Origin of the sequence: Mesorhizobium sp. M1066 (genome assembly GCF_040318635.1) — a bacterium.
Taxonomy (GTDB): domain Bacteria; phylum Pseudomonadota; class Alphaproteobacteria; order Rhizobiales; family Rhizobiaceae; genus Mesorhizobium.
This window is the reverse complement of sequence record NZ_JAMYMR010000020.1, coordinates 24,276-50,238: the sequence shown is the minus strand read 5'-3', so window position 1 is coordinate 50,238 and position 25,963 is coordinate 24,276. Positions and strand designations below refer to the sequence as shown.

25 protein-coding genes are annotated in these 25,963 nt (G+C 62.5%); 14 read left to right on the top strand and 11 right to left on the bottom strand.

Annotation, left to right across the window (positions count from 1 at the left end; genetic code table 11):
- The first annotated feature begins 91 nt into the window (after positions 1–91).
- Complete coding sequence (locus tag NKH52_RS22495; RefSeq protein ID WP_352733760.1) at positions 92–388, top strand: type II toxin-antitoxin system RelE/ParE family toxin; 297 nt, start codon at positions 92–94, stop codon at positions 386–388.
- 9 nt (positions 389–397) lie between these two features.
- A complete protein-coding gene (locus NKH52_RS22490) occupies positions 398–706 on the top strand; it encodes a HigA family addiction module antitoxin (RefSeq protein ID WP_023813159.1) in 309 nt (102 codons plus the stop codon).
- 16 nt (positions 707–722) lie between these two features.
- Here NKH52_RS22490 and NKH52_RS22485 read toward each other — a convergent pair whose 3' ends face one another.
- Positions 723–2,102: a serine hydrolase domain-containing protein gene (locus tag NKH52_RS22485; RefSeq protein ID WP_352733762.1), complete on the bottom strand. Its 1,380-nt coding sequence runs from the start codon at positions 2,100–2,102 to the stop codon at positions 723–725.
- Between the two features lie 229 nt (positions 2,103–2,331).
- Between NKH52_RS22485 and NKH52_RS22480 the strand changes: the two genes are divergently transcribed.
- Both NKH52_RS22480 and NKH52_RS22475 read left to right on the top strand, forming a co-directional pair.
- A complete protein-coding gene (locus tag NKH52_RS22480) occupies positions 2,332–3,132 on the top strand; it encodes a glycoside hydrolase family 25 protein (RefSeq protein WP_127296027.1) in 801 nt (266 codons plus the stop codon).
- A gap of 183 nt (positions 3,133–3,315) precedes the next feature.
- Entirely contained in the window at positions 3,316–4,497 is a 1,182-nt protein-coding gene (locus tag NKH52_RS22475) for a lytic murein transglycosylase (protein ID WP_352733765.1), read from the top strand.
- A 57-nt stretch (positions 4,498–4,554) separates the two neighbouring features.
- On the opposite strand, the gene NKH52_RS22470 is transcribed toward NKH52_RS22475, so the two are convergent.
- On the bottom strand, positions 4,555–5,775 hold the full coding sequence (locus tag NKH52_RS22470; protein WP_352733767.1) for an alanine racemase: 1,221 nt from the start codon (positions 5,773–5,775) through the stop codon (positions 4,555–4,557).
- A 200-nt stretch (positions 5,776–5,975) separates the two neighbouring features.
- Between NKH52_RS22470 and NKH52_RS22465 the strand changes: the two genes are divergently transcribed.
- Positions 5,976–6,893, top strand: a complete 918-nt coding sequence (locus NKH52_RS22465) for a DMT family transporter (RefSeq protein ID WP_352733769.1) — start codon at positions 5,976–5,978, stop codon at positions 6,891–6,893.
- 448 nt (positions 6,894–7,341) lie between these two features.
- On the opposite strand, the gene metF is transcribed toward NKH52_RS22465, so the two are convergent.
- Together metF and NKH52_RS22455 are read right to left on the bottom strand one after the other, a co-directional pair.
- Positions 7,342–8,259 carry a methylenetetrahydrofolate reductase [NAD(P)H] gene (metF, locus tag NKH52_RS22460; RefSeq protein ID WP_352733771.1) on the bottom strand — a complete coding sequence of 306 codons (918 nt, stop codon included), beginning with the start codon at positions 8,257–8,259 and terminating at the stop codon, positions 7,342–7,344.
- Positions 8,259–9,266, bottom strand: a complete 1,008-nt coding sequence (locus NKH52_RS22455; protein ID WP_352733773.1) for an ArsR/SmtB family transcription factor — start codon at positions 9,264–9,266, stop codon at positions 8,259–8,261. The genes metF and NKH52_RS22455 overlap by 1 nt, the downstream gene beginning before the upstream one ends.
- A gap of 184 nt (positions 9,267–9,450) precedes the next feature.
- Here NKH52_RS22455 and tsaA point away from each other — a divergent pair, with 184 nt between their 5' ends.
- Positions 9,451–9,990, top strand: coding sequence for a tRNA (N6-threonylcarbamoyladenosine(37)-N6)-methyltransferase TrmO (gene tsaA / locus NKH52_RS22450; RefSeq protein ID WP_352733775.1), 540 nt, complete (start codon positions 9,451–9,453; stop codon positions 9,988–9,990).
- Positions 9,987–10,301 carry a DUF2293 domain-containing protein gene (locus NKH52_RS22445; RefSeq protein ID WP_352733777.1) on the top strand — a complete coding sequence of 105 codons (315 nt, stop codon included), beginning with the start codon at positions 9,987–9,989 and terminating at the stop codon, positions 10,299–10,301. The genes tsaA and NKH52_RS22445 overlap by 4 nt, the downstream gene beginning before the upstream one ends.
- Before the next feature lie 6 nt (positions 10,302–10,307).
- On the opposite strand, the gene NKH52_RS22440 is transcribed toward NKH52_RS22445, so the two are convergent.
- The gene (locus NKH52_RS22440; RefSeq protein ID WP_352733779.1) at positions 10,308–10,805 is read right to left on the bottom strand and encodes a hypothetical protein; all 498 of its coding nucleotides are present in this window, start codon (positions 10,803–10,805) and stop codon (positions 10,308–10,310) included.
- Between the two features lie 149 nt (positions 10,806–10,954).
- On the opposite strand from NKH52_RS22440, the gene NKH52_RS22435 reads away from it, so the two are divergent.
- Together NKH52_RS22435 and NKH52_RS22430 are read left to right on the top strand one after the other, a co-directional pair.
- Positions 10,955–11,914 (top strand): D-amino acid aminotransferase, encoded by a 960-nt coding sequence (locus tag NKH52_RS22435; protein ID WP_352733781.1) that lies wholly within the window; start codon positions 10,955–10,957, stop codon positions 11,912–11,914.
- A gap of 132 nt (positions 11,915–12,046) precedes the next feature.
- Positions 12,047–12,886: an SDR family oxidoreductase gene (locus NKH52_RS22430; protein WP_352733783.1), complete on the top strand. Its 840-nt coding sequence runs from the start codon at positions 12,047–12,049 to the stop codon at positions 12,884–12,886.
- A gap of 142 nt (positions 12,887–13,028) precedes the next feature.
- On the opposite strand, the gene NKH52_RS22425 is transcribed toward NKH52_RS22430, so the two are convergent.
- Entirely contained in the window at positions 13,029–13,817 is a 789-nt protein-coding gene (locus NKH52_RS22425) for a putative phage abortive infection protein (RefSeq protein ID WP_352733785.1), read from the bottom strand.
- A 257-nt stretch (positions 13,818–14,074) separates the two neighbouring features.
- Entirely contained in the window at positions 14,075–14,692 is a 618-nt protein-coding gene (locus NKH52_RS22420; RefSeq protein ID WP_352733787.1) for an MOSC domain-containing protein, read from the bottom strand.
- A 197-nt stretch (positions 14,693–14,889) separates the two neighbouring features.
- Between NKH52_RS22420 and NKH52_RS22415 the strand changes: the two genes are divergently transcribed.
- Complete coding sequence (locus NKH52_RS22415; protein WP_352733789.1) at positions 14,890–15,456, top strand: methyltransferase family protein; 567 nt, start codon at positions 14,890–14,892, stop codon at positions 15,454–15,456.
- Positions 15,457–15,466: 10 nt separating this feature from the next.
- Here NKH52_RS22415 and NKH52_RS22410 read toward each other — a convergent pair whose 3' ends face one another.
- The 3 genes from NKH52_RS22410 to ettA form a co-directional block, all read right to left on the bottom strand.
- A complete protein-coding gene (locus NKH52_RS22410; protein ID WP_352733791.1) occupies positions 15,467–16,588 on the bottom strand; it encodes a beta-ketoacyl-ACP synthase III in 1,122 nt (373 codons plus the stop codon).
- Positions 16,589–16,773: 185 nt separating this feature from the next.
- Positions 16,774–17,541 (bottom strand): trans-aconitate 2-methyltransferase, encoded by a 768-nt coding sequence (tam, locus tag NKH52_RS22405; RefSeq protein ID WP_352733793.1) that lies wholly within the window; start codon positions 17,539–17,541, stop codon positions 16,774–16,776.
- 46 nt (positions 17,542–17,587) lie between these two features.
- The gene (gene ettA, locus NKH52_RS22400) at positions 17,588–19,237 is read right to left on the bottom strand and encodes an energy-dependent translational throttle protein EttA (protein WP_013530923.1); all 1,650 of its coding nucleotides are present in this window, start codon (positions 19,235–19,237) and stop codon (positions 17,588–17,590) included.
- 273 nt (positions 19,238–19,510) lie between these two features.
- Between ettA and NKH52_RS22395 the strand changes: the two genes are divergently transcribed.
- Positions 19,511–20,797 carry a GGDEF domain-containing protein gene (locus NKH52_RS22395; protein ID WP_352733835.1) on the top strand — a complete coding sequence of 429 codons (1,287 nt, stop codon included), beginning with the start codon at positions 19,511–19,513 and terminating at the stop codon, positions 20,795–20,797.
- A gap of 73 nt (positions 20,798–20,870) precedes the next feature.
- Here the strand turns inward: NKH52_RS22395 and NKH52_RS22390 are convergent, their stop codons facing one another.
- Positions 20,871–21,878, bottom strand: a complete 1,008-nt coding sequence (locus tag NKH52_RS22390) for a ribonuclease T2 family protein (protein ID WP_352733795.1) — start codon at positions 21,876–21,878, stop codon at positions 20,871–20,873.
- 182 nt (positions 21,879–22,060) lie between these two features.
- Here NKH52_RS22390 and NKH52_RS22385 point away from each other — a divergent pair, with 182 nt between their 5' ends.
- The 3 genes from NKH52_RS22385 to NKH52_RS22375 all read left to right on the top strand — a co-directional run bounded on the left by NKH52_RS22385 (position 22,061) and on the right by NKH52_RS22375 (position 25,914).
- The gene (locus NKH52_RS22385; protein WP_352733797.1) at positions 22,061–22,993 is read left to right on the top strand and encodes an alpha/beta fold hydrolase; all 933 of its coding nucleotides are present in this window, start codon (positions 22,061–22,063) and stop codon (positions 22,991–22,993) included.
- Between the two features lie 99 nt (positions 22,994–23,092).
- Positions 23,093–24,268, top strand: coding sequence for a CaiB/BaiF CoA transferase family protein (locus NKH52_RS22380; protein ID WP_352733799.1), 1,176 nt, complete (start codon positions 23,093–23,095; stop codon positions 24,266–24,268).
- Complete coding sequence (locus tag NKH52_RS22375; RefSeq protein ID WP_352733801.1) at positions 24,265–25,914, top strand: thiamine pyrophosphate-binding protein; 1,650 nt, start codon at positions 24,265–24,267, stop codon at positions 25,912–25,914. The genes NKH52_RS22380 and NKH52_RS22375 overlap by 4 nt, the downstream gene beginning before the upstream one ends.
- Positions 25,915–25,963: the final 49 nt, after the last annotated feature.

The following is a 25,963-nucleotide window of genomic DNA, read 5'->3' as shown; positions in this document are numbered from 1 at the left end:
ACATAAAGGCGAAGCAGCCACGATCCGTTGGATCAACGTTGCCTTATGACCCCGAGAGCGGTACACTATCTCACATGTATGGAAGCATGTGATGACCGTCGGCTTCAGGGATGAATGGCTGCGGGCCTTCTTCGTGGAAGACACCCATTCTCGCAACATTCCGTCCGATCTCGAAAGCCGTTTGTTCCGCAAGCTCCAGATGATTGACGACGCGATGATCGATCAGGATTTGCGTGTGCCGCCCAGCAATCATTTCGAGAAGCTGCGCGGCATTCTCGAAGGCTTCCATTCAATACGCGTCAACAAGCAATGGCGGCTGATCTTCCACTGGGACGGTGGCCGCGGTGAGGCGTCGGACATCTATCTCGACGACCACAGCTATAGATGAGGTGAGAACATGTTGATGACCGCACGCAAGCCGGCAACGGTTGGCGAAATTCTCACGGAAGAATTCATGCAACCGCTTGGCCTTACGCAGGCAGCTTTGGCCGAGGCGATGGGGGTCCAGCGCAAACATGTGAACGAATTGTGCAACGACCGCCGCAACGTGACGGCGGCGACCGCGCTCATTCTGGCACGGGTGTTCGGCAACAGCCCGGACTTCTGGTTGAACGTCCAGCGCCGCAGCGATCTTTGGCAGGTCATGAACTCGCCCGACGAGCGGGCGCGAGTTGACCGCGCCAAGCCATTGGCGACAGCTGCATAGCAAGAGTTGCGCCGCGCTAATGCAGCGCCTTGATCAGCGCCCCCACCATCGTCTGCGGCCGGTAGCCGAACTTGGCAGGCGTCAGCCCTAGCCGCACCACCACCAACTGCTCCGAGGGGATGATGGCGACCGTCTGCCCGTCATGGCCTTCCATCCAATACGTGTCCTTGGGCAGGCCTGCCGCGACGCTGGCGCCGGGGTTTTCCTCATCGCCCGGGGCCTCGATCCACAACTGACCCTTGCCGTAGACTTTCGAGGCGGATGCCGGCTCGCGCATCCAGTCGACGAAACCGGTTGGCAGGATCTGGTTGCCGTTCCACACCCCGCTTTGCAGCAGGAATTGGCCGAAGCGCGCCCAGTCATGGGCGGTCGCGTAAAGATAGGACGAGCCGACGAAGGTGCCCTGCTCGTCCGTCTCGAACACCGCGCTGTGCATGCCGAGCGGCTCGAACAGCGCCGTGCGCGGCCACGTCAGCGCCTTGGCCTTGTCGCCGATCGCGTCCTGCCAGAGGCGCGACAGCATCACCGCCGTGCCGCTCGAATAGGAAAACTGTTTGCCGACCTCTGCAGCCAGCGGCTTGGATTCGGCGAAGCCCGCCATGTCAGGTTCGAGATAGAGCATGCGCGTGACGTCGGCGACGTCGCCATAATCCTCGTTGAACTCCAGCCCGCTCGACATCGCCATCATGTCGGCAAGGCTGATCGCGGCGCGGCCGTCCGCCTTCCACGGGGCAAACAGGTTTTTGTCGTCGAAAGCAATCTTGCCGTCCTTGACCAGCGTGCCGACGATGGCGGCGTTCACCGTCTTGGTCATCGACCAGCCGAGCAGCGGCGTCCTGGCGGAAAAGCCATCACCGTAGCGCTCGGCGACGACACGGCCATTCTTGACCACCACCACCGCGCGCATGCCGGCGCCGGTCAGCGCCGCATCGTCCAGCAGCTTGGCAATCACCGGATCCTGTGATGCCTCGACGCGCTCGCCGTGCGGCCACAGGTCGCCCATGGTGGCCGCCGACGGCTCCGCCTGGATTGCGGTCCGCCGCGCCTTGCCTACATCGCCGTCCGGAACCGAAGCGCAGCCCAGCCCGTCACGGGCGACGGCGATGCTCTTGCCGAGGAAGCCGAACAGGCCCGCCGACACCGTTCCCCTGTTCTTGTCCACCGAAACACGCATTAGCCGCAGCAGGGGATGCCCGGGTGCCTGCACGTCGACGGCGAGCACCTCATTGGGATCGCGGCCGGCAATGAAGACGTTCGAACACACGATCTTGGCCGAGTAGCCCGAGCCGACCCTGATCAACTCCGGCGGCGCGATATAAAGCCAGGCAAAAAGGGCGGCGATCGCCAGAACGATCAGGCCAAGCAGCCATTTGACGATCTTGACCACGATCCGCATTTATTTCCTCCGGGCCCTGCGCGACCCTTATGTCATCGATTTGCCGCCATTGCTTCCGCAAATCACAATGCTTGTCGAGCGCCATCAACGGATTATCAACCATGATCGGCGATCACAGGATATGCTGAGCGATGCTGTGGGGCGATCGCTCGGAGGGGGCCCGATCACAAAACCGGCCATCAGTGTATAGACCCATCAGCGACCGGCTGAATCCGGCTCGGGAATTGCGATGCGCCGTCTTGCGGGCCTCATCATGCTGACGCTGCTTGGCGCCTGCTCGACCGTGGACGATCTCTCGCCGCTGTCGCCGTCCGCTTCGAGCAGCCCGACGGTTGCCGTGCGCGCGCCGCGCTTTGCCGATTCCAAACCGCATGAATGGGAAAGCGGCGCGCCGTGGAACTATGCCGTCCACGGCACCGATGTTTCCAAATACCAGACCTCGGTCGATTGGCCGGCGGCCAGGGCCAGCGGCATCTCCTTCGCCTTCATCAAGGCGACCGAGGGCGGCGATCGCTTCGATGAATACTTCAACGAGCATTGGGCGCACACGAAGGCCAACGGGATTCCGCGAGCCGCCTATCACTTCTACTATTTCTGCACCCCGGCTGCCGTGCAGGCGCGCTGGTTCATCCGCAACGTCCCCGTCGATCGCTCGGCAATGCCGCCCGTCCTCGACATGGAATGGAACCCGCAGTCGCCAACCTGCAGGCTGCGTCCCGACGCCGCCACGGTGCGCGCGGAGATGACCACCTTCCTCGAGATCGTCGAACGGCACTACGGCAAAAAGCCGATCATCTACACCTCGGTCGACTTCTTCGACGACAACGGGCTGGCGGGGTTCCGCGGCTATCCCTACTGGCTGCGTTCCGTCGCCGGCCATCCGCGTGAGAAATACGGCAGCCACCCCTTCACATTCTGGCAGTACACCGGAACCGGGATCATTCCGGGTATGACCGGCAAGGCCGACATCAACGTCTTCAACGGCAGTGAAGCCACCTGGAACAAGTGGCTGCGGCAGAACACCCGTTGACACCGGGTCAACGGCAGCGAAGCCGCAGGGAATAAGTGGCTGCGGCAGAACACCCGTTGACACCGGGCCTGCCGCCTGCTTTTCGACACAGCCAGCGGTGAAAAGTGCAACCGCCAGTAATTCAGGGCGTTGGGCTTCCGGGGAGCACAACAACTGCCCGCTATTCGTTTCGAGAGGAAGCTGATGCGACTGCGTTCCAAAGTCCTCGCGGCTGCGCTGACCTTGTGCGCCACGGCCTTGCCGGCGATGGCGCAGGAATGCGGCGGCGACTTCGAATCCTGGAAGCAGGGCGTCGCTGCGGAAGCCAAGGCGGCTGGCGTAGGTACAGCGGGTCTCGACGCCCTTGAAGCGGCAACCATCGACGACAAGGTGCTGGCGCGCGACCGCGCCCAGGGCGTTTTCACCCAAACCTTCGTCGAATTCTCCAGCCGCATGATCTCGGCCTACCGGCTGAAGCAAGGCGCGGCAAACATGAAGAAATACGCCGACGTCTTCGCCCGCGCCGATCAGCAGTTCGGCGTCCAGGCGCCGATCATCGCCGCCTTCTGGGCGCTGGAGACCGATTTCGGCGCCGTGCAGGGCGACTTCCACACGCTGAGCGCCTTGGTGACGCTTTCCCATGATTGCCGCCGGCCGCAACTGTTTCGGCCTCAGTTGATACCGCTTCTGCAATTGATCGATCGCGGCGTGCTGCCGGCCGATGTCACGGGCGCCTGGGCCGGCGAAATCGGCCAGACGCAGATCCTGCCCTCAGATTATCTGGCACGCGGCGTCGACGGCGACGGCGACGGCAAGATCGACCTGCGCGGCAGCGTGCCCGATGTGATCATGACCACCGCCAACAAAGTGCTGTCGCGCGGCTGGAAACGCGACCAGCCCTGGATTCAGGAAGTCCGCGTGCCCGAAGACATGCCGTGGGACCAGACCGGTCGCACCAACAAGCTGCCGCTGTCGCAGTGGGCGCAATGGGGCGTCACCTACCCCAGTGGCGCGCCGCTGGTCGACAACGGCCTGAAAGCAGGCCTGGCGCTGCCGATGGGCCGCAAGGGGCCAGCCTTCCTCGCCTACGACAATTTCGACATCTATCTCGAATGGAACCAGTCCTTCACCTATGCGCTGACGGCAGCCAACCTTGCCGCACGACTGGCAGGCGCGCCGCCGCTCGACCCGCGCAATCCCGAAACCGGCCTCAACAACGAGCAGATGAAGGCGTTGCAGACCAAGCTGGAAGCCAGGGGCTACGACGTCGGCACGGTCGACGGCATTTTGGGTACCAACACCCGCGAGGCGATCCGCAAGGAGCAGATGCGGCTAGGCCTGCCGGTGGATGGCTGGCCGACGCCGGAGCTTCTGGGGAAATTGTAGGCAGTAGGCAGTAGAAATTATCCCGAAAGCCGTGCCTGCCACCCTATTCCCTATTTACTAATCCGCCATCGTCTCCAAACTGGCAAACCCCTGTGGCGCGTCGCCCTCGTCGAACGGCGTCGTCACCTCGACGAAGGTGTCGGGGTAAAACCCGTTGAAGCGGGTCCTCAGCGACAGCGAATAGGCGCCGATATGGCCGATCTCGATCCAGTCGCCGGTATCGACCGTTTCCGGCAGCCAGAATGGCCGCGACAGGATGTCGACGGAATCGCAGGTCGCCCCGCAGACCTTGAACGGCACGATGTTCTTCTCCTCGCCATTGCGCGAGCGGATTGCAGGATCGGGAATGAAGCGGGCCGGCAGCGTGATCTTGCCGGTCCATGAATCCGACAGCGACGCCCAGATGCCGTCATTGATGTAGAGCCGCTTGCCCTTGCGCAGCAGCACCCGCACGATCAGCGACAGGCAGCGCGCCACGATCACCCTGCCCGGCTCCGCCACCAGCGACATCTGGTCGAACTGATACTCTTTCAGATCGCCCGAAAGCCGCGACATGATCTGGCCGAGCGACGGCATCTCGATCTGCTTGCGGTTGGGATCGTGGCCGTATTCGGCGGGGAAACCGCCGCCGACGTCGAGCCCGGCAATATCGAAGGTCAGCCGGTTGCGCACCCAATCGGCGGAGGCCAGCGCCCGCTCATAGGTGTCGGGATCCTCGATCTGACTGCCGACGTGGAAACACAGGCCAACCTTGTAGCCGGTACGGTTCAGCCGCTCGGCAAGTTCGACGGCATAGGCCGGCCCGGCGCCGAACTTCTTCGACAGCTCGTAAGCGGCATGGCCCTTGGTCTGCACCCGCACGAACACGCTGATCGAGCCCGGATCGATGTCGAGCGCCCGCACCACTCGCGTCAGCTTGGTGATCTCGTCCTCGTGATCCAGCGAAATGACGCGGATGGCGTATTTCTCCAGCGCCAGCTTGATGTCCGACTGCGCCTTGACCGGATGCATGTAGAGCATCTCGGCATCCGGAGAGACCGCACGCACGGCGGCGAACTCGCCCGGCGACGCGACGTCGAAAGCCTTGACGCCGGCTTCGACCAGGGTCTTCAGCACGATCTGCTCGCCATTGGTCTTGACCGCATAGGCGGTCTTGCCCGGGAACATGCCCATGAACTGTCTGGCATCCGCCATCAGCACTTGCGGGCGGAAACAATAGACCGGATCGTCCGGGCGAAGCGCCAGTGCCGCCTCGCGGGCATTCTCGAATCGCTGCATCGACGAATCCTTGATCTAGCCTGCGCACAATTAATCCAAGCTAGCGGCTAATGAAAACAATTCTGTGTCTCGTACGGCTGACGCTGGGGCGCTAGGTCTTGGCGGCAGGCGTTTGCCATCAATCACGTTTCGGGTGGCCCTTGTCTCCGAACCGGATATGGCTTCTGCCTGACTGGCATACGTCTGGGAGGGCGACTCACATGGCAATAGCCGCTACATCCGCACCACGCGGGCCGATGGTGCTCAAGGATTGGGGGCAACTCCTGCTGCTCGGCGCGATCTGGGGCGGCTCGTTCTTCTTTGCGCGCATCGCGGTGGCGGAACTCCCCCCGCTGGTGCTGGTGCTGTTTCGCGTCGCCATCGCCGCGATTGCGCTGCAGATCTATCTCGGCCTGCGCGGTCCGTCCTTCCGCCTCGCGCTTCCGCATGCCGGCCTGTTCTTCCTGCTGGCGCTCACCAACAATGTCGTGCCCTTCTCGCTGATCTTCGCCGGCCAGACGGAACTCGGAGCCGGCATCGCCTCGGTGCTCAACGCGACGACGCCATTCTGGACGCTGATCCTCGCCAACGCGCTGACATCCGACGAAAAGCTCTCCTGGAACAAGCTCGCCGGCATTGCGCTCGGCATCGCCGGTACGGCCGTCATGATCGGCCCCGGCCTGCTTGCTGGGCTCGGCGGCCCGGTCTGGGCCAAATTCGCGCTGATCGGCGCTTCGCTGTCCTACGGTATTGCGCTGATGGTCGCCCGCCGCTTCAGAGGCGTGCCATCGCCGGTCATCGCTACCGGACAGTTGACGGCGTCGACCATCATCATGATCCCGATCGTGCTCTTCACCCACGGTCCATCCGGCCTGTTCTCGGCCTCACCACCGGTCTGGGCGGCGGTGCTGGCGCTGGCGCTTCTGTCCACCGCCTTCGCCTACATCCTCTATTTCAACCTCGTCGCTTCGGCCGGCGCGACCAACGCCTCGCTGGTCACGCTTGTCGTGCCGGCCAGCGCCATGCTGCTCGGCTTCCTGTTCCTTGGCGAGCGGCTGGAGCTGTTCGAAATCGGCGGCGTGGTGCTGATCGCGCTCGGCCTCGTCACCATTGACGGGCGGCTGTTCGCAAGACGTTAGCCGTGCGTCCAACTGGACGCGCCGTAGCGCGAAAGTCGATTCGACTTTCGCCGGGGTAGCGCTGCCATGACACGACAGAGACACATCACCGCCATAATTTATTCACAGGTCTGAAGCTGGATTTTGCCTAGGAGTTTCAACGCCTAACGGCAAAAGACGGGTCGCGAATTCCACAATCACGTCGCAATGCAGCACATTTTCCGCTTGCCTGTGGCACAAATGAACCTAGACTCCTAGGCATAGCTCTTTAAGAGGAGGCTATGTCATGGGACTTACGAGGCCTATCAACGCATTGATGATCTGTGCTGCGTTCGCCTTTATCGGAGCCCTTATTATGGGCTTTCTTCCCTGACCCGCCAAGACGGGGAAGACCAGCACTACATAGTCCAAATCATTGAAAAGGCCGGGTTTTACCCGGCCTTTTTGCATTTCGGACGCTTCTTCAGGCCTAAGCCGCAGCCGATCCCGCGACCTCCGCTCCATGCGATCGGATGCCGATCATGTGACAGATGGCGAAGACCAGATCGGCTCGATTCATCGTGTAAAAGTGGAAATCACCGACACCGCGCTCGACCAGGTCCATGACCTGCTCGGCCGCCACCGCCGACGCCACCAGCGCATGCGTCTGCGGGTCCCGGTCGAGGCCCTCGAACCGCTCCACCAGCCAGCCCGGCACATGCGCGCCCGCCCTCGCGGAAAAGTTCGCGACCTGCTTGAAACTGTGAACCGGCTGGATGCCCGGCACGATGGGGATGTAGATGCCGGCGCGGCGGACGCGCTCGACATAGCGCTCGTAGAGATCATTGTCGAAGAAGAACTGGGTAATGGCGCGCGTCGCGCCATTGTCGACCTTGCGTTTCAGCATCTCGATGTCGGTGGCGAAATCGGGGCTTTGCGGATGCTTTTCCGGATAAGCTGCGACGGAGATGTCGAAATCCGCGATCGTCTTAAGCCCGGCGACCAGCTCCGCGCCATTCTCGTAGCCACCGGGATGCGGGCGATAGGGTTCGCCGACGCCGGAGGCAGGGTCGCCGCGCAGCGCCACGAATCGGTTGATGCCGATCGACTTGTAATCCTGGATGACCGCGTTGACCTCGTCGCGCGTTGCGCCGACGCAGGTCAGATGCGCCGCGGCAGGAATATCGGTTTCCGTCAGGATGCGCTTCACGGTGCGCGCGGTACGCTCGCGTGTCGAGCCGCCGGCGCCGTAGGTCACCGAAACGAATTTCGGCTTCAGCGGCTCCAGCCTTGTGACCGTGTCCCACAGCCTTGCCTCCATCTCGTCGGTCTTCGGCGGGAAGAATTCAAAGGAAACCCTGACCTTGTCGCCAATGTCGGGGCGGCGGGAAAAACGGAACTGGTTCATCAGGCGATTTCCCTTATCTGCCTTGTGTCGTTGGAAGGATCGGCGATCAGCAGGCGCCGGTCGCGGCCAAGCCAGAGTTTCACGGTGAGCCTGGCCTCGTTGCCGCCGCGCGGCTCGAACTCTTGGGCCTCTTCGAGATCGAGCCCGGCTTCCGCGAACCAGTCGGCGATCTGCCGGTCGGAAAAGCCGAGCCGCATATGCGCATGCTCGTCGCGCAGGAATTCCAGCGCGTGCGGCGCGAAGTCGACGATGACCAGGCGCCCGGCCGGGCGCAAAAGCCGCGCCGCCTCATGGATGGCGCGGGCGGGATCGTCGAGATAGTGCAGCACCTGGTGGATGGTGACGAGATCGAAGGCGTCGCGCTCGACCGGCGGCGCGAAGATGTCGCCCTGCCGCACCTGCGCATTCGAAACACCGGCCTTGTCGAGATTGGCGCGCGCCACGGTCAGCATCTCGCGTGACATGTCGATGCCGACGCCGCGCCGATAGAGCGGCGAGAAGATTTCGAGCAGCCGCCCGGTGCCGGTGCCGAGATCGAGCATCGACTGGAACGGCCGTTTTCCGACAAGCTTCAGCATTGCGGCCTCGACGGCGCGGTCCGGCACATGCAGCGAGCGGATATGATCCCAGCTCGCCGCATTCACGGAAAAATACTCGACCGCCCGGTCCTGCCGCTTGCGCTTGACCGAAGCCAGCCGCTCGAGGTCGCGTTCGACCTGCGGATCGGCGCCGCGAATGCCGGACACCAGCCCCATGACAAAGTCCCGCGCGGAATCCGCGTCCGACAAGCGGAAGAAGGCCCAAGATCCCTCCTGGTAGCGGCCGATCAACCCGGCTTCCAGCAAGAGCTTCAGGTGACGCGAAACGCGCGGCTGCGACTGGCCGAGAATTTCGGTAAGATCGGAAACGGTGAGGTCGCCGCGCGACAACAGTGCCAGTATGCGCAAGCGGCTGGATTCGGCCGCCGCCTTCAATGTATCCACCATGGTGTCGAGCGAGACATGCATCAGCGTATTCTCTTTGAAAAGATATAAACATATGTTTATGTCGATTTTCGAAATCATGCAAGTGCTATGTCGCTTCCGGACAAGAAAATGGCGCTTGCGTGGCCGCTTGGTGCCTGTCCCCAAAAGTGCGTTGCGATTTTGGGACAACGACATGCACGAACAAAAGATGCGAGATGAGAGCAAAATGACCGGACCGCGTGAGATGTTCGAGGAGCGCGAAGGCGAGCAGAGGCTGGAAAACGATCCGGCACTGATGACGCCTGACGGCGGCATCGTCTTCGTCGGCCGCATCGCCTCGCTATGGACGACGCGCGAAACCTGCCCGAAGAACATGCGCAGCGCGCGCGAGACCGGACAGCCGGCGGTGCTGACCATCGACGCGCCCTATCGCAATGGACTGCAAGGACTGGAGCGGGCCAGCCACGTCATCATCCTGTCCTGGCTGCATCATGCGCCGCGGGACCTGATTGTGCAGAAACCGCGCCATGCGGCTGAAGCGAAAGGCGTATTTTCGCTCCGCTCCCCTGCCCGCCCGAATCCCATCGGGCTGCACATCGCGAGGCTGATTGCCGTCGACATCGGCACCGGCCGCATTGATCTCGACGCCATCGACGTGCTCGACGGCACGCCGATCATCGACCTGAAACCCTATTTCGCCTCGACCGACGCCATTGCCGAGGCGACCGTCGAAGGGCGCGACGAGCCCAATAGGATTCGCCGATGACGGCGCCGACCGGCCGCCGCCGTGCCATCGCCAAGGCGCTGACCGCGCTGTTGCCGCTGGCGCCCTATGCCGACATGGAGAAGATCCGCACTGACGCCGGCCTGGTTCACATGAAGACCTTGCCGCCGGGCATCGCCGTGTGGCTGGCGACCATTGCCCATATCCGCCACGTGCACACCGACTACGAAAAACTGCTCAGCGAAGGCTATGACCGCGACTCGGCACGTTTCTTCGTCATCGAGCAGACCAACATCGTGCTCACCCGCTGGCGCGCGACACGCCTGCTGGATGCCGACGACGAGGATGAATGAACGCCGTTATTTCCGCGCGAGCACGGCGACGGCATTGTAGGGCTGGCCGTCGGCTTGGCCGACCCACGTCCAGGACAGATTTCCCTTGAAAAACCTGACGGTGATGTTGCCGCCGTCGATGCACTTGTCCTGACCGTAGGTGATGCTCTCGTGGTATTCCGCCGATGTGTCGTCCCGGGACGTCTGGGACAGGGAGCCGCCGCAGCCGAGCGACGGATAGTCGATCGACGCACCGCCATCGTTGATCGTCATGGCGATCGGCCAGTCGGCCCCGGCATCGCCGGCCGGACTCTGGTGGCCGCTGCCGACCCAGGTGCCGCTCAGCGACGGCACCGCGCAAGGCAGGTTCTGGAAGATCGGTGTCAATTCGCTGCCGGTTTTCTCGCAGCGATAGGTCTGGCCGCTCTGGCAGAGTTCCTCGCCTTCTTTCACACATTGCGCGCTGGCCTCGCCCGCGGCTGCGAAAATCGACAGAACTGTAACCACGATCCCAAACCTGTCCATATCCCCTCCTGATCGACGCCCACAACATAGGTCAATTCTAAACCAATGTATCGATCCCCGGAGGCCGAACAGCGCCGAGCGGGTGGCTCTATGCCTTCTGCCCAGCGCCGATAGCCTGCTGATCTCGCCTTGCGCGACAGGAGGCCCCGATGAGCCAGACGACGACACACGACGAGAAGCAACTGCCCGTGGTTGGCGACCGTCATGTCGACCCGCACTCCTACCCCAACGGCATCGCCTTTCTCGACGGTCAGTACCTGCCGATGTCGCAAGCCAAGATTTCAGTGCTGGATTGGGGATTTTTGCATTCCGACGCCACTTACGACACCGTGCATGTCTGGAACGGCCGCTTCTTCCGCCTCGATCTGCATCTCGACCGCTTCTTCGGCGGGCTGGAAAAGCTGCGCATGACCATCCCGTTCGACCGCGAGGGCGTGACCGAAATCCTGCACAATTGCGTGGCGCTGTCGGGTCATCGCGCCGCCTATGTCGAAATGCTGTGCACGCGCGGCGCATCGCCGACCTTCAGCCGCGATCCGCGCCAGGCGGTCAACCGCTTCATGGCGTTCGCCGTGCCGTTCGGCTCGGTCGCCAATGCCGAGCAGTTGCAGCGCGGCCTGCGTGTCGCCATCAGCGACAAGGTGCGTATTCCGCCGGCCTCGATCGACCCGGCGATCAAGAACTACCACTGGCTCGATCTGGTGCGCGGTCTCTATGACGCCTATGACCGCGGCGCCGAGACCGCGCTGATTCTCGACTTCAACGGCAATGTCGCCGAAGGCCCGGGCTTCAACGTCTTCTGCGTCAAGGATGGAAAACTCTCGACGCCTTCTATTGGCGTGCTGCCCGGCATCACCCGCCGCACTGTCTTTGACCTGTGCGCCGAAGAAGGTCTTGCCGCAACCGCCACCGATGTCAGTGTCGCCGCATTGCGCGAGGCAGACGAGGTTTTTATTACCTCGACCGCAGGCGGCATCATGCCGGTGACGGAGATCGACGGCGTCCGGATCGCGCACGGCAAGGTCGGCGCGATCACCAGTCGGCTGATGGCACTCTACTGGGAGAAGCACGACGACCCGGCTTGGTCGAGCCCGGTGCATTATCCCTGATAATTCAAGCGTCTTTTTCAAAAGATACCCGCCGCCTCTGGAAAATCAGAGGATCGACCGTATATGCCCGAAAGCGGAGAAGCCTCCGCTTTCACCCAAAATCACGCCCGCAGGGGCAAGGACTCCAAGATCATGACAAACAAGGTTTGGTTCATCACCGGATCGTCGAAGGGCTTTGGCCGCGTCTGGGCCGAGGCGGCACTCGCGCGTGGCGACAGCGTCGCAGCGACTGCCCGCGATGCCGGCACGCTCGCCGATCTCGTCGAGAAATACGGCGACAGGATTGCCGCGATTAAGCTCGACGTCACAGACAAGAAAGCCGTCGATGCCGCTGTCGCCGAAGCGCACAAGCGTTTTGGTCGGCTCGACGTCGTCATCAATAATGCCGGCTACGGCCATTTCGGCGCCATCGAGGAGGTCAGCGAACAGGAAGCCCGCGACCAGATCGAAACCAATGTCTTCGGCGCGCTGTGGGTCACTCAGGCCGCACTGCCGATCATGCGGGCACAGCGTTCAGGCCACATCATCCAGATCTCGTCGATCGGCGGCGTCAATGCCTTTGCCTCGCTCGGCCTCTACCACGCCTCGAAATGGGCGCTGGAGGCCTTCAGCCAGTCGCTGAGCATGGAGGTCGCGGAATTCGGCATCCACGTGACGCTGGTTGAACCCGGCGGTTTCTCCACCGACTGGGCCGGCCCGTCGGCCAAGGTGTCACAACCGATCGAGGCCTATGCGCCCGCCCGTGCCAAGATGGCCGAGCGCCGCGCCAATTCGGTCGCCGGGGATCCCGAGGCCACCGGGCCGGCCATGCTGGCCATTGTCGATGCGGTCGAGCCACCGCTCAGAGTGTTCTTCGGCGACGGCGGCCTGCCGATGATACGCCAGGAATACGCCAACCGGCTCGCCACCTGGGACAAGTGGGACCACGTGTCCGTCATGGCACAAGGCGCCAAGAAGAACCGCAAGGGTTGAAGCCCAGCGTGTTTGCTACGCCGTCTCCCCGGGGCGGCGTAGCGCGCTGACGCGATTAGAGAAATTCCTGCTGCAGTTGTGGCAAATGACAACCCCGCCGAAGTGACTTCAGAATGGGGACGGAATTAAAGACCTGCGATTCCTAGTCAGGTCTGTCTTCGAATGCTTGCTTGGGATAACATTTACCAAGATAGCTACGGCCAAAATCTTCTGGAAGATACTTCAACAGACGGTATTCGGTGATTAGATCAGAGAGGTCTTTCGATACAGGGTTAAGTCCATTGAATCCTGCCAGCGCCACCTCATGCGAGGATAACTGGCTTCGAAAAAGGTTTGCATAACGCCGCTTTTCAGAAAGGGTCAGAAGCTTGTCCTCCTTAATACGGAACAACATCGTGTAAAGCAGCCGGAAATAAGGGCCGGTTGTGCTTTCATATCTGTCTATGACCGCTTTCTCGTAGATCATGCTCACAAGGCTTGAATCAATTTTCTCCTGCGTGACATTTTCGAGCTGCCAAAGAATTTCAAAATTGGCTCGACGAATGGCCTCAGACCCCGAGGCAAGAACGTTGAACATTGGCTTCATCTTGCGATCTTTGATGTAGTCGTCGCCATATTTGTACTGGACAGCGTCACGAGCCTCGCGGAATAAGCGAAGAACCTCAAAGTAGGTACTCTCGAACCGCTGGATATGCTGGTCGCGCTGGGCTTCACGAATTTGGCGCTGCTGGAGGCGCAGAGTGAAGAACACGGCAGCGAATGCTAGCGTTGACATTAACGCGCTCAGTCCACCGAAACTGTCTCCCCATTGCCCCATGATTTCCGGGTCCCACGGGATCAACATCCGTTTCGCGAGAAATGGGTGCAGCGCCCAGATTAACCACAGAATGAAAGCGCCGATCGCGACGCTGCGGACAGTTCTATCTTCCATTTGCTTGAGCCCCCCAGCAACCAGGACGCTTCATACCATGCAATTCACCGACGCTGTAAACGCCTGAACGCACCGGCGTGACCACGGCTAAGCAGCCGGCGGTGTCGGATACCGCACGTACTGTTGAGATTCAGGTTAGGTCGAATCGAGAATAGCGGGCTCCGAGAACCGAAATGGAGCGCACATTTAGATACCTGAATATGGAAGCGCGGTGTCACCTCTTCGCAGGCCGGCATTACCTGAATATCAGCATACCCTCAGGCACGATAAATCCACTGCTCCGGCACGCGCACCGAAATCTCCTCGCCGGTCTTGACCGTTCCCGGCTTTTCGACCCAGGCGACGACGCCACGCAAACGTTTCGCCATCTTCGGGAACAACATCGCGCCGGCTTCCACGTCGGCCAATCCGGCGTTTTCGGCGATCGACCGGCCGGCGATGCGGCACGGGCCGTTCTGCGCGTCGACCTTGATGGTCACGCCGTCCTTGAAGAACAGCATCGTGCCGGCCGGCAGCATGGAGAGGTTCGGCACTCCCTCGATCACCAGATTGGCGCCGATCCATTCCGGCCTGATCTCGGCCAGGCCCATGCGTTCGGCCACGGTGGCCAGCTCGTCCGCCGCCACTATGGACAATTGCCGTTCGTTGCGTATTTCCGTGCCGCGCGGATACCAGGGCTCGCGCCCGCCCGAGCGCCGTGTCGGTCCGGCATGGAAGTCGCCTGAAATGCCGTCGAAACCCAGCCGCAATTCATCCACCGGGCGGGTCTGAAAATGATCCGCCGGCGCCACGTAAAGCGCTGCCGCCCTGGCGGCAAGCTTTCGCGCGGGGATGATTTCAACCGGCTTTTCTGCCTCGGGGAAGAGATCCGGCATGGCGTTCTTTCCAATCGTCATTCGACGAGTTAGCCGGGCGGGCTTCCCGGCGTCCAGTCGAAAGTGCTGATCGTCCGATCAACAGCGCCGATAGGATCGCGATCACGCTTTTCTTACCTGTCATCGATTTCGCACCGCATTGCTGCCGCGTGGTGCCGGTCTCATAGTGACGTCCAGACGGTTTGCGGAGGCTGATCATGCGACCTGTGACGGCAATCACGTTGCTTTGGTTGATCTGGGCAGGAAGCTGGGCCGTCGCCGCCCTGTGGTCCGACCCTGCCCAGAAGCGCGCCGGGTTCAGGGCAGAGGCCCGCTATCGGGGTCTCTGGGTGGCCGGCGCGGTGCTGCTGTTCATTCCGGCGCACGGCTATGAAGGCCGGCTCAGGCTGTGGATGCCTGATCTCTCCGAAGCCTGGATCTGTGTCGCCCTGATCGCCATCGGCATCGCCTTTGCCTGGTGGGCGCGCCTGCATCTCGGCAGGCTGTGGTCGGGCACCATCACCGCCAAGGCCGGGCATCGGGTCATCAATACAGGCCCGTATGGCCTGGTCCGGCATCCGATCTACACCGGATTGCTGCTGGCGATCCTCGCCACCATGGCGGCCAAGGGCACGGTCTGGGGCATAGCCGGAACCGCCCTGCTCATCATCGGCATCGTGACCAAGGCAAGACTGGAAGAAAGCTTCCTGCGCGGCGAGTTGGGCAGTGCCTATGACGACTATGCCAGCCGCGTTCCAATGCTGGTGCCGTTCGCACCAGCTTGACCAGACAAGCTCAAAGCATCCGCAACAGCGCACCGCCTATCGAATACCCCGCGCCAAAGGCGCAGATCAGGCCGAAATCGCCGGGCTTCATGTCGGCGTGGTTCTCCGACAGCGCGACGATGGCGCCGGCGCCCGCCGTGTTGCCAAGCCGCTCCAGCACCATCGGCGCGCGGTCGTGGTCGACCTCGTGGCCGAACGACAGTTTCAGGATCATCGCATTCATGCGCGCATTGGCCTGATGCAGCCAGAAGCGCCTTATCGCCTGCGGCGTCAGCCCATGCTCGGCGAGGAATTCGACGATGAATTTTTGCCCGGCGACGGTGACTTCCTTGAACACCTTGTTGCCGACCTGCTTGATCAGATTGCCTTCCAGATTGATCATGTAGGGATCATCCTGGGCGGTGCGGGTGTGGTAGCCGAGATTGGTGCGGATGTTGTTCGACATCTGCGTCCAGACGCGCGTGTCGAGCACCTCGAAGCGCCCCGGCCGCTTGTCGCCCTTGGCCAGGCCTTCGACCACCATCGACACCGAAGCGTCGCCGAAGATGAAATGCGTCTGCCGGTCGCGGAAATTGAGATGCCCGGTGATGATCTCCGGCGTCGTCACCAGGATGCGTTTGTGCGCGCCCGACCGCACCAGGTTGACGGCGACGTGCAAGGCGGCCGCGGCCGAGGAACAGCCAAGCCCCATGTCGAAGCCGGCGCCCTTCGTCCCCAACGCCTCCTGCATTTCAATGGCGATCGCCGGATAGGGCCGCTGGTGATGCGAGGCCGAGCAGATCACCAGGTCGATATCCGACGGCTGCAGCCCGGCGTGGTCGAGGGCCTTCTTCGCCGAGGCGATGCCGAACTCCGCCTCCAGCGACAGCGCGTCGTCGGGCCGCGCCGGAATGCGCGGCGCCATGCGGGTCGGATCGAGAATGCCCTCGCGCTCGATGACATGGCGGGTGCGCACGCCCGAGGCGTGGACGATGAAGTCGCTGTCCGATTTCGGCAGCGGCGGCTCGCCAGTATCCTGGCGACGCGCGTTTTCCAGGTCGACCCAGGCATTGAAGCTGGCGACCAGTTCTTCATTGGTGATTGTGGGTTCGGGGATTTCAACGCCGATGCCGCTGATGATGACGCGATGCATGTCCAGTCCGTCCCATCCGCAGGCGCTGCGGCTTCATGTGGGCGCCGGAATGCTCCGACGCAACAGTTTTCTCACCGAGGCGGTTTACGCCGGCTTAAACCAAAGATCTGGGCCGACTTAAGCCGATCCTCGACATGGCCACAGGCAAAGCCAAGCGGCCCTAAGACGCCGCGCAACACGGATAATCAAGCTCGTTTTGCGACAATGAAAATGCGAGGAAAGCGCAAGAGCACCTTGCCATCAGCCGTCTTTGGATAGGCCTCGGCGATCTTGGCCGTGTAACATTCGAGGAACAGCGTCCGCTCATCGGCACCCAGCGGATCGAGGAACGGTTTCAGGCCCGTCGACTTCACCCATTCGACGATCGCCTGCGCATCGGCAAGCGGGTGGTTGTAGATGGTGTGCCAGATATCCAGCCGATCGCTGAGCGGCGACAGAAGATCATAATAGAACGATACCGGCGGCAACGGCCCGCGTGCCGCGCCCTTGAGCTTTTCGGCAAACGCCATCTCGGCGGCGGTATCCCGCATCAGGCGGTGCGAGTCCTCGCCCATGTTGTCGGGCATCTGGATGGCCAGCGCGCCGCCTGGCGCGAGAAAACCCATCAGCCGCTGGAACACAGCGGGATGCTCGGGCAGCCACTGGAACACCGCATTGGCGAAGATCACGTCGACCGGCTCCGCCGGCTGCCATTTGGAGGCATCGGCCAGATCAAAGGTGACCTCGGGCAGGCGCGCCCGCGCCTTCTCGATCATGTCGGGAGAGGTGTCGAAGCCGCTCACCTGCGCATCCGGCCAGCGCTCGACGAGCAGCGCGGTCGAGTTGCCCGGCCCGCAGCCGATGTCGACGACCCGGCGCGGGAAGTCGACGGGGACCTGCGCCACCAGATCCCGCGCGGGCCGCGTGCGCTCATCCTCGAATTTCAGATATTGGGCGGCGGACCAATCAGCCATGTGAACTCCTCACGTCTTCTTGAGAATTCGCCGCCCGAAAAACCCCTTACCGCGTCAGCCTCTTGTAGGTCATGCGGTGCGGGTTGACGGCATCGGGCCCGAGGCGGCGGATCTTGTCCTGCTCGTAATCCTCGAAATTGCCTTCGAACCATTCGACATGGCTGTCGCCCTCGAAGGCAAGGATGTGCGTCGCCAGGCGATCGAGGAACATACGATCGTGCGAGATGATGACGGCGCAGCCGCCGAAGTTTTCCAGCGCGTCTTCGAGTGCGGCAAGCGTTTCCGTATCGAGATCGTTGGTTGGTTCGTCAAGCAGCAGGACGTTGCCGCCAGTCTTCAGCATCTTGGCCAGATGCACGCGGTTGCGCTGGCCGCCGGATAGATTGCCGACCTTCTGCTGCTGGTCGCCGCCACGGAAGTTGAACGACGCGCAATAGGCACGCGTGTTGGCCTCGAACTTGCCGAGCTTGACCACTTCGGCGCCGCCGGAAATCTCTTCCCACACCGTCTTTGACGGATCGAGCGCATCGCGGCTCTGGTCGACATAGCCGAGCTTCACCGTTTCGCCGACGCGCACTGAGCCCGCATCCGGCTTTTCCTGGCCGGTGATCATGCGAAACAGCGTCGTCTTGCCGGCGCCGTTCGGGCCGATGACGCCGACGATGCCGCCGGGCGGCAGCTTGAATTCCAGGCCGTCGATCAAAAGCGTGTCGCCAAAGCCCTTCGACAGGCCTTCCGCCTCGATCACCACATTGCCGAGCCGCTCGCCATGCGGGATGACGATCTGCGTATCGCTCGGACGCCGCTTGTCGGCTGCATCCAAAAGATCCTGGAACGCCTGGATACGCGCCTTGGACTTCGTCTGGCGGGCCTTCGGGCTCGACTGGATCCATTCGCGCTCGCGGCCGATGGCGCGCTGGCGGGCATCGTCCTCGCGGCCTTCCTGCTTGAGGCGCTTGGCCTTGGCTTCGAGGTATTTGGTGTAGTTGCCCTCATAGGGAATGCCGCGGCCGCGGTCGAGTTCGAGGATCCAGCCGGTGACATTGTCGAGGAAGTAGCGATCGTGGGTGATGATCATCACGGCGCCCGGATAGGCACGCAAATGCTTTTCCAGCCACGCCGTGGTTTCGGCGTCGAGATGGTTGGTTGGTTCGTCGAGCAGCAAAAGATCCGGCTGGCGCAGCAAGAGCTGGCAGAGCGCGACACGGCGCCGCTCGCCGCCCGAAAGCTTGGTGACTTCCGAATCCTTGGGCGGGCAGCCCAGCGCTTCCATCGCCATCTCGACCTGCTGTTCGAGATCCCACAGGTTGAGCCGGTCCATCTCGTCCTGAAGCTTGGCCGACTCGTCGGCCGTCTCGTCGGAGTAGTTCATCATCAATTCGTTATAGCGTTCGATGATCGCGGTCTTGGCGGCAACGCCTTCCATGATGTTTTCGAACACGGTCTTGTCCGGATCGAGCGCCGGCTCCTGCGCCAGGTAGCCGACGGTGGCGCCTTCGGCCAGCCAGGCTTCGCCGTTCCACTCCTTGTCGAGCCCGGCCATGATCTTGAGGATCGTCGACTTGCCCGAACCGTTGGGGCCGAGGATGCCGATCTTGGCGTCGGGATAGAAGGAGAGATGGACATTCTCGAGCACCTTCTTGGTGCCATAGGCCTTGTTGAGGCCGGCCATGTGATAGATGAACTGGCGTGCCACGCGCGCTTTCCCTGAAAAAACTGACTGCCCAGAAAACTGACTGGATCTGTCGAATTGAGTGGAGGTTGGCCGCTATGTAGGCGATGCGGCGGCGAACGGCAATCGCTTTTGCCATATCTGCCCGGTCACACGCGGAAGTGTCCGCCAACCGCCGAAGTTTTCCACCAGCACGAAGCGTGCTGAAATCTCCGGTTAACTCTTCGGCGTCAAAACAGGATCGGAGTGGAATCGCTCGCTATTCGCGATTTCGAGAAAGAGATCGGGTCGACGGCATTGCTGAACAGTTTCCTGCTCCTTGCCGAAGCGGTCGTCTACTTCAGCGTCATGGTGACGCTTTTCCGCTTCCGGAGGCGTATCGGCCTCGGCGTGTTCATCTGCGCGCTCGGTGTCATGCACTTCCTCGAGACCTACCTCGCCAGCGTTTTTTACGTCGCCTTGCCGTTCGGCATGGTCTCGCCTGGCTCGGCGGTGCTGTTTTCCGGCAAGCTGGTGATGCTTTTGCTGCTCTATATGAAGGAGGACGCTGCAACTGTGCGTCAGCCGATCTACGGCCTGCTGCTCGGCAATGCGCTGATGATCGGGCTGGTGCTGCTGCTGCGCCTGCACGTCATCGCGGCACTTCCTGACGGCAGGCTTCCAGACATCGGCTTCATCGACCAGATGGGCTGGCTGATGGTGTGGGGCACGACGCTGCTGTTCGTCGATGCCATCCTGATCATCCTGCTTTATGAAAAGCTCGGGCGTCATCTGCGCAAGGCGCCGTTCGCGCGCATCCTGATTTCGGTCGCTTGCGTGCTGACCTTCGACCAGGCCGGGTTTTTCACCGCCCTGCATTTCGTTGCCGGCGCGCCGATAGCCGTCTTTTTCGGCGGCTGGTTCGCCAAGATGGCGGCGGCAGTGACGTTCAGCACCATGCTCGTCGCCTATCTCAAATGGTTCGAGGAGCGCCAGATCACGGCGCCACGCGGCCTGACCGATATCTTCGATACGCTGACCTATCGCGAACGCTACGAAGCGCTGGTCGAGCATGTCGGACGGGACGGCCTGACCGGCCTGCTGCACCGCGGGCGCTTCGACGCCGACGGTGAAGCCGCCGTCCAGACCAGCCTGCGCACCGCCAGGCCGCTCAGCCTGCTGATCATCGATGTCGACCATTTCAAATCGATCAATGACCGTTTCGGCCATGCCGAAGGCGACAAGGTGTTGAAAGCCGTTGCCGCGCTGCTGCGCGAGGTCGCCAGTCCCGAGGACCAGGTGTTCCGCATCGGCGGTGAGGAATTCGCCATCCTCAGTTCTCGTCCGCACTCGGTCACCAGGCTGTTTGGCGAAAGCATTCGCCATGCGATCAAGGCTTCAGCGGCTACCAGTCGATTCGAATTCACCGTCAGCGCCGGCGTTTCCAGCGTCAGCGAAACCACGCGCTGCCTTGCCGACCTGTTCGCGCTTGCCGACCAGCGTCTCTATAAGGCGAAGTCGACCGGCCGCGATCGCGTCATCGGCGAGCCGGGCGGCCAAGAAGCCGACACGGCCGCTGCGCGGACCAAATCCGCACAGATCTAGTTCTGTCGTTACGACTTCTTCTGCCGCCGAAGACCGGTCACGGTGGAAACCGCCACCAGGAAACCGCCCGTACTTACTGGAACCCGATCGCGTCGACATTGCCTGTCGGGCAGCCGGCCTTGTTGGTCGGCACCGAAGCCAGCAGCAGATCCTTAAGCGAGCTGTTGGGCCCGATCGGACCCGCGAGGCCGAGCGTCAGTTCGCCGATCAGCCGCCTGCCGCTCGACGGATCGATGACGCAGGAAACGCGCACGCGATCCCCTGCTCCCGCCCCGAAGGCAGTGTCGAAAGCGCCGCGGATCTGGTCCGCCGTCAGCTTGCCGCCGATGTTCTTGGCAAAGAGATCGCGCACCGGCGAGCTGTTCACCGCGCGCATCAGGTTGAGCGCATCGGAGAAATAGTCCTGCTGGCTCTTGCCGTAGCAGGTGCCGTGCTTGATCCATTCATGCCGATCGAGGTGGGAGGCCGTGCCAGGCATCACCTGATCGAGTTCCGTGCGGGTGTTGGCGTCAAGATTGACCGGCGGCAGGTCTTTCCAGTGGGCCGGGTTGTCGTTGGCCTTGTCGCTCGCCGTCGCCTGGCAATAGAAATTGCCGTTCGGCTGCGGCCAGAGACCGTGCAAGGTGAAATGCGTGGCGTCGAAATCACCAGCACTCTGCGCCCTGCATTCGGTCTTGTTCGACTTTGTCTCGCAAAACGCCGGCTGCCAGCTCAGCGCGAAGACGTATTCAGGTTTCCCCGATGCCGCCGGCTTGCCTTGCCCGTCAGGTGCGGCCGGCACGGTCACCGCGCTGCTGCCGGAAACGTGGCCGCAGCTGACCTTCACCCAGCGGCGCTCCGGATCGGCACCCGGCACCAGGATGAGATAATGCGTCGGCGTATCCTTGTTGCCGGCAAGCAGCTGATAGCTCTGCCCGGCATCGGTCGAGACATTGCCGGGGTTCTTGCCGTTCTTGATCGCTTGCGTTGCCGGACAGGCAGCGTCGGCCACAAAGGAGCCGCTCATCTTGACGTCGGCACGCGCGGCACCGGCCAGCGACGCGGCCAGCATGGCCAATCCGAAAACGACACCAATACGCATGGAAAATCCCCGGCTGGACAAGTGGGCGACAGACTGAAGCTGTCTCCATGTCAGAATTGCGATATTTTGCTGGCCGAACGCAAGAAACATCGTCGCGAAAAGCGGGGTTGCCGGATTGACGCATAATGTGGGCCGGCGCAAACAAAGCCAACGACGATAATGCAAGGGCGGGACCAGGCGGCATGTCATTCAGCCAGCAGCGCGTGGTTCGCTCCCCAACCGGTGCCGAGCTCAATCTTTTCGTCAGGCAGGCCGATGGCCGGGCACGCGCCGTCGTCCAGATCAATCATGGACTGGCCGAGCACGCAGCGCGCTATGCCCGCTTTGCCGATTTTCTTGGCTCCCGCGGCTTCGACGTCTATGTCCACGATCATCGCGGCCATGGCGCGACCAAGGCCCCCGACGCGCCGCTCGGCAGGTTCGCCGCCAGCGACGGCCCGGCCAAGGTGATAGCCGACGTCGGCGCCATCCATGATCTCATCGCCCGCGAACAGCCAAACAGACCGGTCATCCTGTTTGGCCATTCGATGGGGGCGTCGGTCGCGCTGAACTTCCTGTTGGGTCACTCGCCACGCGTCCATGCCGCCGCTATCTGGAACGGCAATTTTTCGCAAGGCCTGCTCGGGCAGGCGGCGCTGGGCATCCTTGCCTGGGAGCGGTTCCGCCTCGGCTCCGACGTGCCGTCGCGCCTTCTGCCAAAGCTCACCTTCCAGGCCTGGGGCAAGGCGGTGCCCAATCACCGCACATTGTTCGACTGGCTGTCGCGCGACGAGGCGGAAGTGGCGAAATACATCGCCGATCCGCTCTGCGGCTGGGATGCTTCGGTGTCGATGTGGCGCGATGTGGTCTCGATGGCGCTGAACGGCGGCAAGGATGCCGGCTTTGCCGGCATCCGGCGCGACCTGCCCATCAGCATCGTCGGCGGCGAAAGGGATCCGGCTTCCGACTATGGCAAAGGGATCACCCATCTTGCCGATCGCATGCGCACGATGGGCTTTTCGAATCTGGTTTCAAAGGTTTACGCCGACACCCGCCACGAAAGCCTGAACGAGGTGAATCGCGATATCATCATGGATGATTTCGCCATTTGGGCCGACGAAGTCCTCAAAGCGTGACGGATTGGCCCATTGCAAGAGCCGTGACAGCCGTTGCAGGGCTTGATAGAGGCTCTGCTTTCGCAGCAATCACGGTGATTGCGGCAACCACGGTGATCCATGGCTGAGCCCCCGCTGAAAGGCGTCCGCGTCGTCGAACTCGCCCGCATCCTTGCCGGGCCATGGGCCGGGCAATTGCTTGCCGATCTCGGCGCCGATGTCATCAAGGTCGAAAGCCCCGATGGCGGTGACGACACCCGCAAATGGGGCCCGCCCTTCGTCATGGGCAAGGACGGCGAGAACCTGTCGGCCGCCTATTACCACTCCTGCAATCGCGGCAAGCGCTCCATCGCCATCGATTTCTCGACGCCGGAAGGCGCCGAGACCGTGCGCCGGCTGGTCGCCACCTCGGACGTGCTGATCGAGAACTTCAAGCTCGGTGGCCTGAAGAAATACGGCCTCGACTATGACAGCCTGCGCAAGATCAACCCGCGCCTCGTCTATTGCTCGATCACCGGCTTCGGCCAGGACGGACCCTATGCGCCGCGCGCCGGCTACGACTTCATCATCCAGGCCATGGCCGGCATGATGTCGATCACCGGCGAGGTCGGCCGCGAGCCGCAAAAAGCGGGCGTCGCCATCTCCGACATCTTCACCGGCCTTTATTCGGTCATCGCCATCCAGGCAGCATTGCGCCATGCCGAGCAGACCGGCGACGGCCAGCACATCGACATGGCGCTTTTCGACACCCAGATCTCGGCGCTCGGCAACCAGAATTTGAACTATCTCGTCTCCGGCCAATCGCCGGTGCAGATGGGCAATGCGCATATGAACATCGCCCCTTACGAGGTGGTGCCGGTCAGGGACGGGCACATCATCCTGGCGGTCGGCAATGACGGCCAGTTCGCCAAATTCTGCGCCGCTGTCGGGCTGGACGATCTGCCTGCCAATCCCGATTTCGCCACCAACCCCGCCCGGGTCGCCAACCGGGTCAAGCTGCGCGAGCGCATGATCGAGGCGCTGAAGGTTTTTGACCGCGATCCGCTGCTGGCCAAGCTGGAAGCGGCCAGCGTGCCGGCGAGCCCGATCAACACGATCGGCCAGATGTTTGCCGATCCGCAGACGATCGCGCGCGGCATGCGGCTCGATCTCGACGACGGCCATGGCAATCTTCTGCCGTCGGTGCGCGCGCCGATGGTGATGTCCGGCACGCCTCTGGTCTACGAGCGCCCGTCGCCGCGCCTGGGCGAGCACACGCAAGAAATCCTTGCCGAACTGGAGAAGTCTGGACAATGAAGACCGGCGGACAACTCATCGTCGACGCGCTCGAAGCCAACGGCACCGACCGCATCTATTGCGTGCCCGGCGAATCCTATCTGGCGGTGCTCGACGCGCTGCACGATTCTGCGATCCGCACCATCGTCTGCCGCCAGGAAGGCGGTGCCGCGATGATGGCCGATTGCCACGGCCGCCTGACCGGCAAGCCCGGCATCTGCTTTGTCACCCGCGGCCCCGGCGCCACCAACGCCTCGGCCGGCATCCACATCGCCATGCAGGATTCTATACCCGTCATCCTGTTCATCGGCCAGGTCGCCAGCCACGCCAAGGAGCGTGAGGCTTTTCAGGAGGTTGATTATAAGAGGTTCTTCGGCGACATCGCCAAATGGGTGGTCGAGATCGACGACGCCTCGCGCATCCCCGAATTCGTCACCCGCGCCTTCGCGGTGGCGACATCGGGCCGTCCCGGCCCGGTGGTGATCTCGCTGCCCGAAGACATGCTGACCAGCGTCGTCGAAGCACCTATCGCCTTGCCACACACGCCGGTTGAGACACGGCCGGGCGAAGCGGAGCTCGATGCGCTGGAAAAGCTGCTGGCTAAGGCCAAGCGGCCGTTCGTCATCCTCGGCGGCACGCGCTGGGACGCCGATGCCGTGGCACAGATGCGCACGATCGCCGAGGCCTGGTCGCTGCCGGTCGGCTGCTCCTTCCGCCGCCAGATGCTGTTCGATCATCTGCACCCGAACTATGCCGGCGATGTCGGCATCGGCATCAATCCGAAGCTGGCCACAGCGATCAAGCAGGCCGATCTCGTGCTCCTGATCGGCGGCCGCATGGGCGAAATGCCGTCCTCGGACTACACGCTGCTGAAAAGCCCCTACCCCGACCAGACGCTGGTCCACATCCATGCCGCCGCCGGCGAGCTCGGCCGCGTCTACAGGCCGACACTGGCGATCAACGCCTCGCCGTCCGCCTTCATCGACGCTTTCGCCAAGCGCAAGCCGGCCTCGGAGCCGACCTGGGCAGCCGAGACACCAAAGCTGCATGCCGCCTATCTCGACTGGTCGACGCCACCTGAAGGCGGCCCCGGCTCGGTCCAGATGGGCCCGATCATGAACTACCTCGAAAAGATGCTGCCCGACGACGCCATTCTCACCAACGGCGCCGGCAATTACGCGACCTGGGTGCATCGCTTCCACCGCTTCCGCCGCTTCGCCACTCAAGGTGCGCCGACATCGGGCTCGATGGGCTATGGCACGCCTGCGGCCGTCGCTGCCAAAGAGCTGTTTCCGGAGCGCACCGTGGTCGCTTTTGCCGGCGACGGTTGCTTCCTGATGAACGGGCAGGAATTCGCCACCGCCGTGCAGTATGACCTGCCTATCATTGTGGTCGTCGTCAACAACGGCATCTACGGCACCATCCGCATGCATCAGGAGCGCGAATATCCCGGCCGCGTCGTCGCCACCGATCTTAAGAACCCCGACTTCGCGGCTCTCGCCCGCGCCTATGGCGGCCATGGCGAAACGGTCGAGAAGACCGCCGATTTCGCCCCGGCCTTCGAACGAGCCCGCGCCAGCGGCAAGCCGGCGATCGTGGAAATCCGCCTCGACCCCGAAGCGATCACGCCGACCAAGACGATGACGCAGATACGCGACAAGGCGTAGTCCAAACAAAAAAAGAGGCGGTCGCCCGCCCCTTTTTGTCATGCGGCTT

Coding starts and splice junctions, on each gene's coding strand:
- NKH52_RS22495 (WP_352733760.1), top strand. CDS start 92: ATGACCGTCGGCTTCAGGGATGAATGGCTGCGGGCCTTCTTCGTGGAA.
- NKH52_RS22490 (WP_023813159.1), top strand. CDS start 398: ATGTTGATGACCGCACGCAAGCCGGCAACGGTTGGCGAAATTCTCACG.
- NKH52_RS22485 (WP_352733762.1), bottom strand. CDS start 2,102: ATGCGGATCGTGGTCAAGATCGTCAAATGGCTGCTTGGCCTGATCGTT.
- NKH52_RS22480 (WP_127296027.1), top strand. CDS start 2,332: ATGCGCCGTCTTGCGGGCCTCATCATGCTGACGCTGCTTGGCGCCTGC.
- NKH52_RS22475 (WP_352733765.1), top strand. CDS start 3,316: ATGCGACTGCGTTCCAAAGTCCTCGCGGCTGCGCTGACCTTGTGCGCC.
- NKH52_RS22470 (WP_352733767.1), bottom strand. CDS start 5,775: ATGCAGCGATTCGAGAATGCCCGCGAGGCGGCACTGGCGCTTCGCCCG.
- NKH52_RS22465 (WP_352733769.1), top strand. CDS start 5,976: ATGGCAATAGCCGCTACATCCGCACCACGCGGGCCGATGGTGCTCAAG.
- metF (WP_352733771.1), bottom strand. CDS start 8,259: ATGAACCAGTTCCGTTTTTCCCGCCGCCCCGACATTGGCGACAAGGTC.
- NKH52_RS22455 (WP_352733773.1), bottom strand. CDS start 9,266: ATGCATGTCTCGCTCGACACCATGGTGGATACATTGAAGGCGGCGGCC.
- tsaA (WP_352733775.1), top strand. CDS start 9,451: ATGACCGGACCGCGTGAGATGTTCGAGGAGCGCGAAGGCGAGCAGAGG.
- NKH52_RS22445 (WP_352733777.1), top strand. CDS start 9,987: ATGACGGCGCCGACCGGCCGCCGCCGTGCCATCGCCAAGGCGCTGACC.
- NKH52_RS22440 (WP_352733779.1), bottom strand. CDS start 10,805: ATGGACAGGTTTGGGATCGTGGTTACAGTTCTGTCGATTTTCGCAGCC.
- NKH52_RS22435 (WP_352733781.1), top strand. CDS start 10,955: ATGAGCCAGACGACGACACACGACGAGAAGCAACTGCCCGTGGTTGGC.
- NKH52_RS22430 (WP_352733783.1), top strand. CDS start 12,047: ATGACAAACAAGGTTTGGTTCATCACCGGATCGTCGAAGGGCTTTGGC.
- NKH52_RS22425 (WP_352733785.1), bottom strand. CDS start 13,817: ATGGAAGATAGAACTGTCCGCAGCGTCGCGATCGGCGCTTTCATTCTG.
- NKH52_RS22420 (WP_352733787.1), bottom strand. CDS start 14,692: ATGCCGGATCTCTTCCCCGAGGCAGAAAAGCCGGTTGAAATCATCCCC.
- NKH52_RS22415 (WP_352733789.1), top strand. CDS start 14,890: ATGCGACCTGTGACGGCAATCACGTTGCTTTGGTTGATCTGGGCAGGA.
- NKH52_RS22410 (WP_352733791.1), bottom strand. CDS start 16,588: ATGCATCGCGTCATCATCAGCGGCATCGGCGTTGAAATCCCCGAACCC.
- tam (WP_352733793.1), bottom strand. CDS start 17,541: ATGGCTGATTGGTCCGCCGCCCAATATCTGAAATTCGAGGATGAGCGC.
- NKH52_RS22390 (WP_352733795.1), bottom strand. CDS start 21,878: ATGCGTATTGGTGTCGTTTTCGGATTGGCCATGCTGGCCGCGTCGCTG.
- NKH52_RS22385 (WP_352733797.1), top strand. CDS start 22,061: ATGTCATTCAGCCAGCAGCGCGTGGTTCGCTCCCCAACCGGTGCCGAG.
- NKH52_RS22380 (WP_352733799.1), top strand. CDS start 23,093: ATGGCTGAGCCCCCGCTGAAAGGCGTCCGCGTCGTCGAACTCGCCCGC.
- NKH52_RS22375 (WP_352733801.1), top strand. CDS start 24,265: ATGAAGACCGGCGGACAACTCATCGTCGACGCGCTCGAAGCCAACGGC.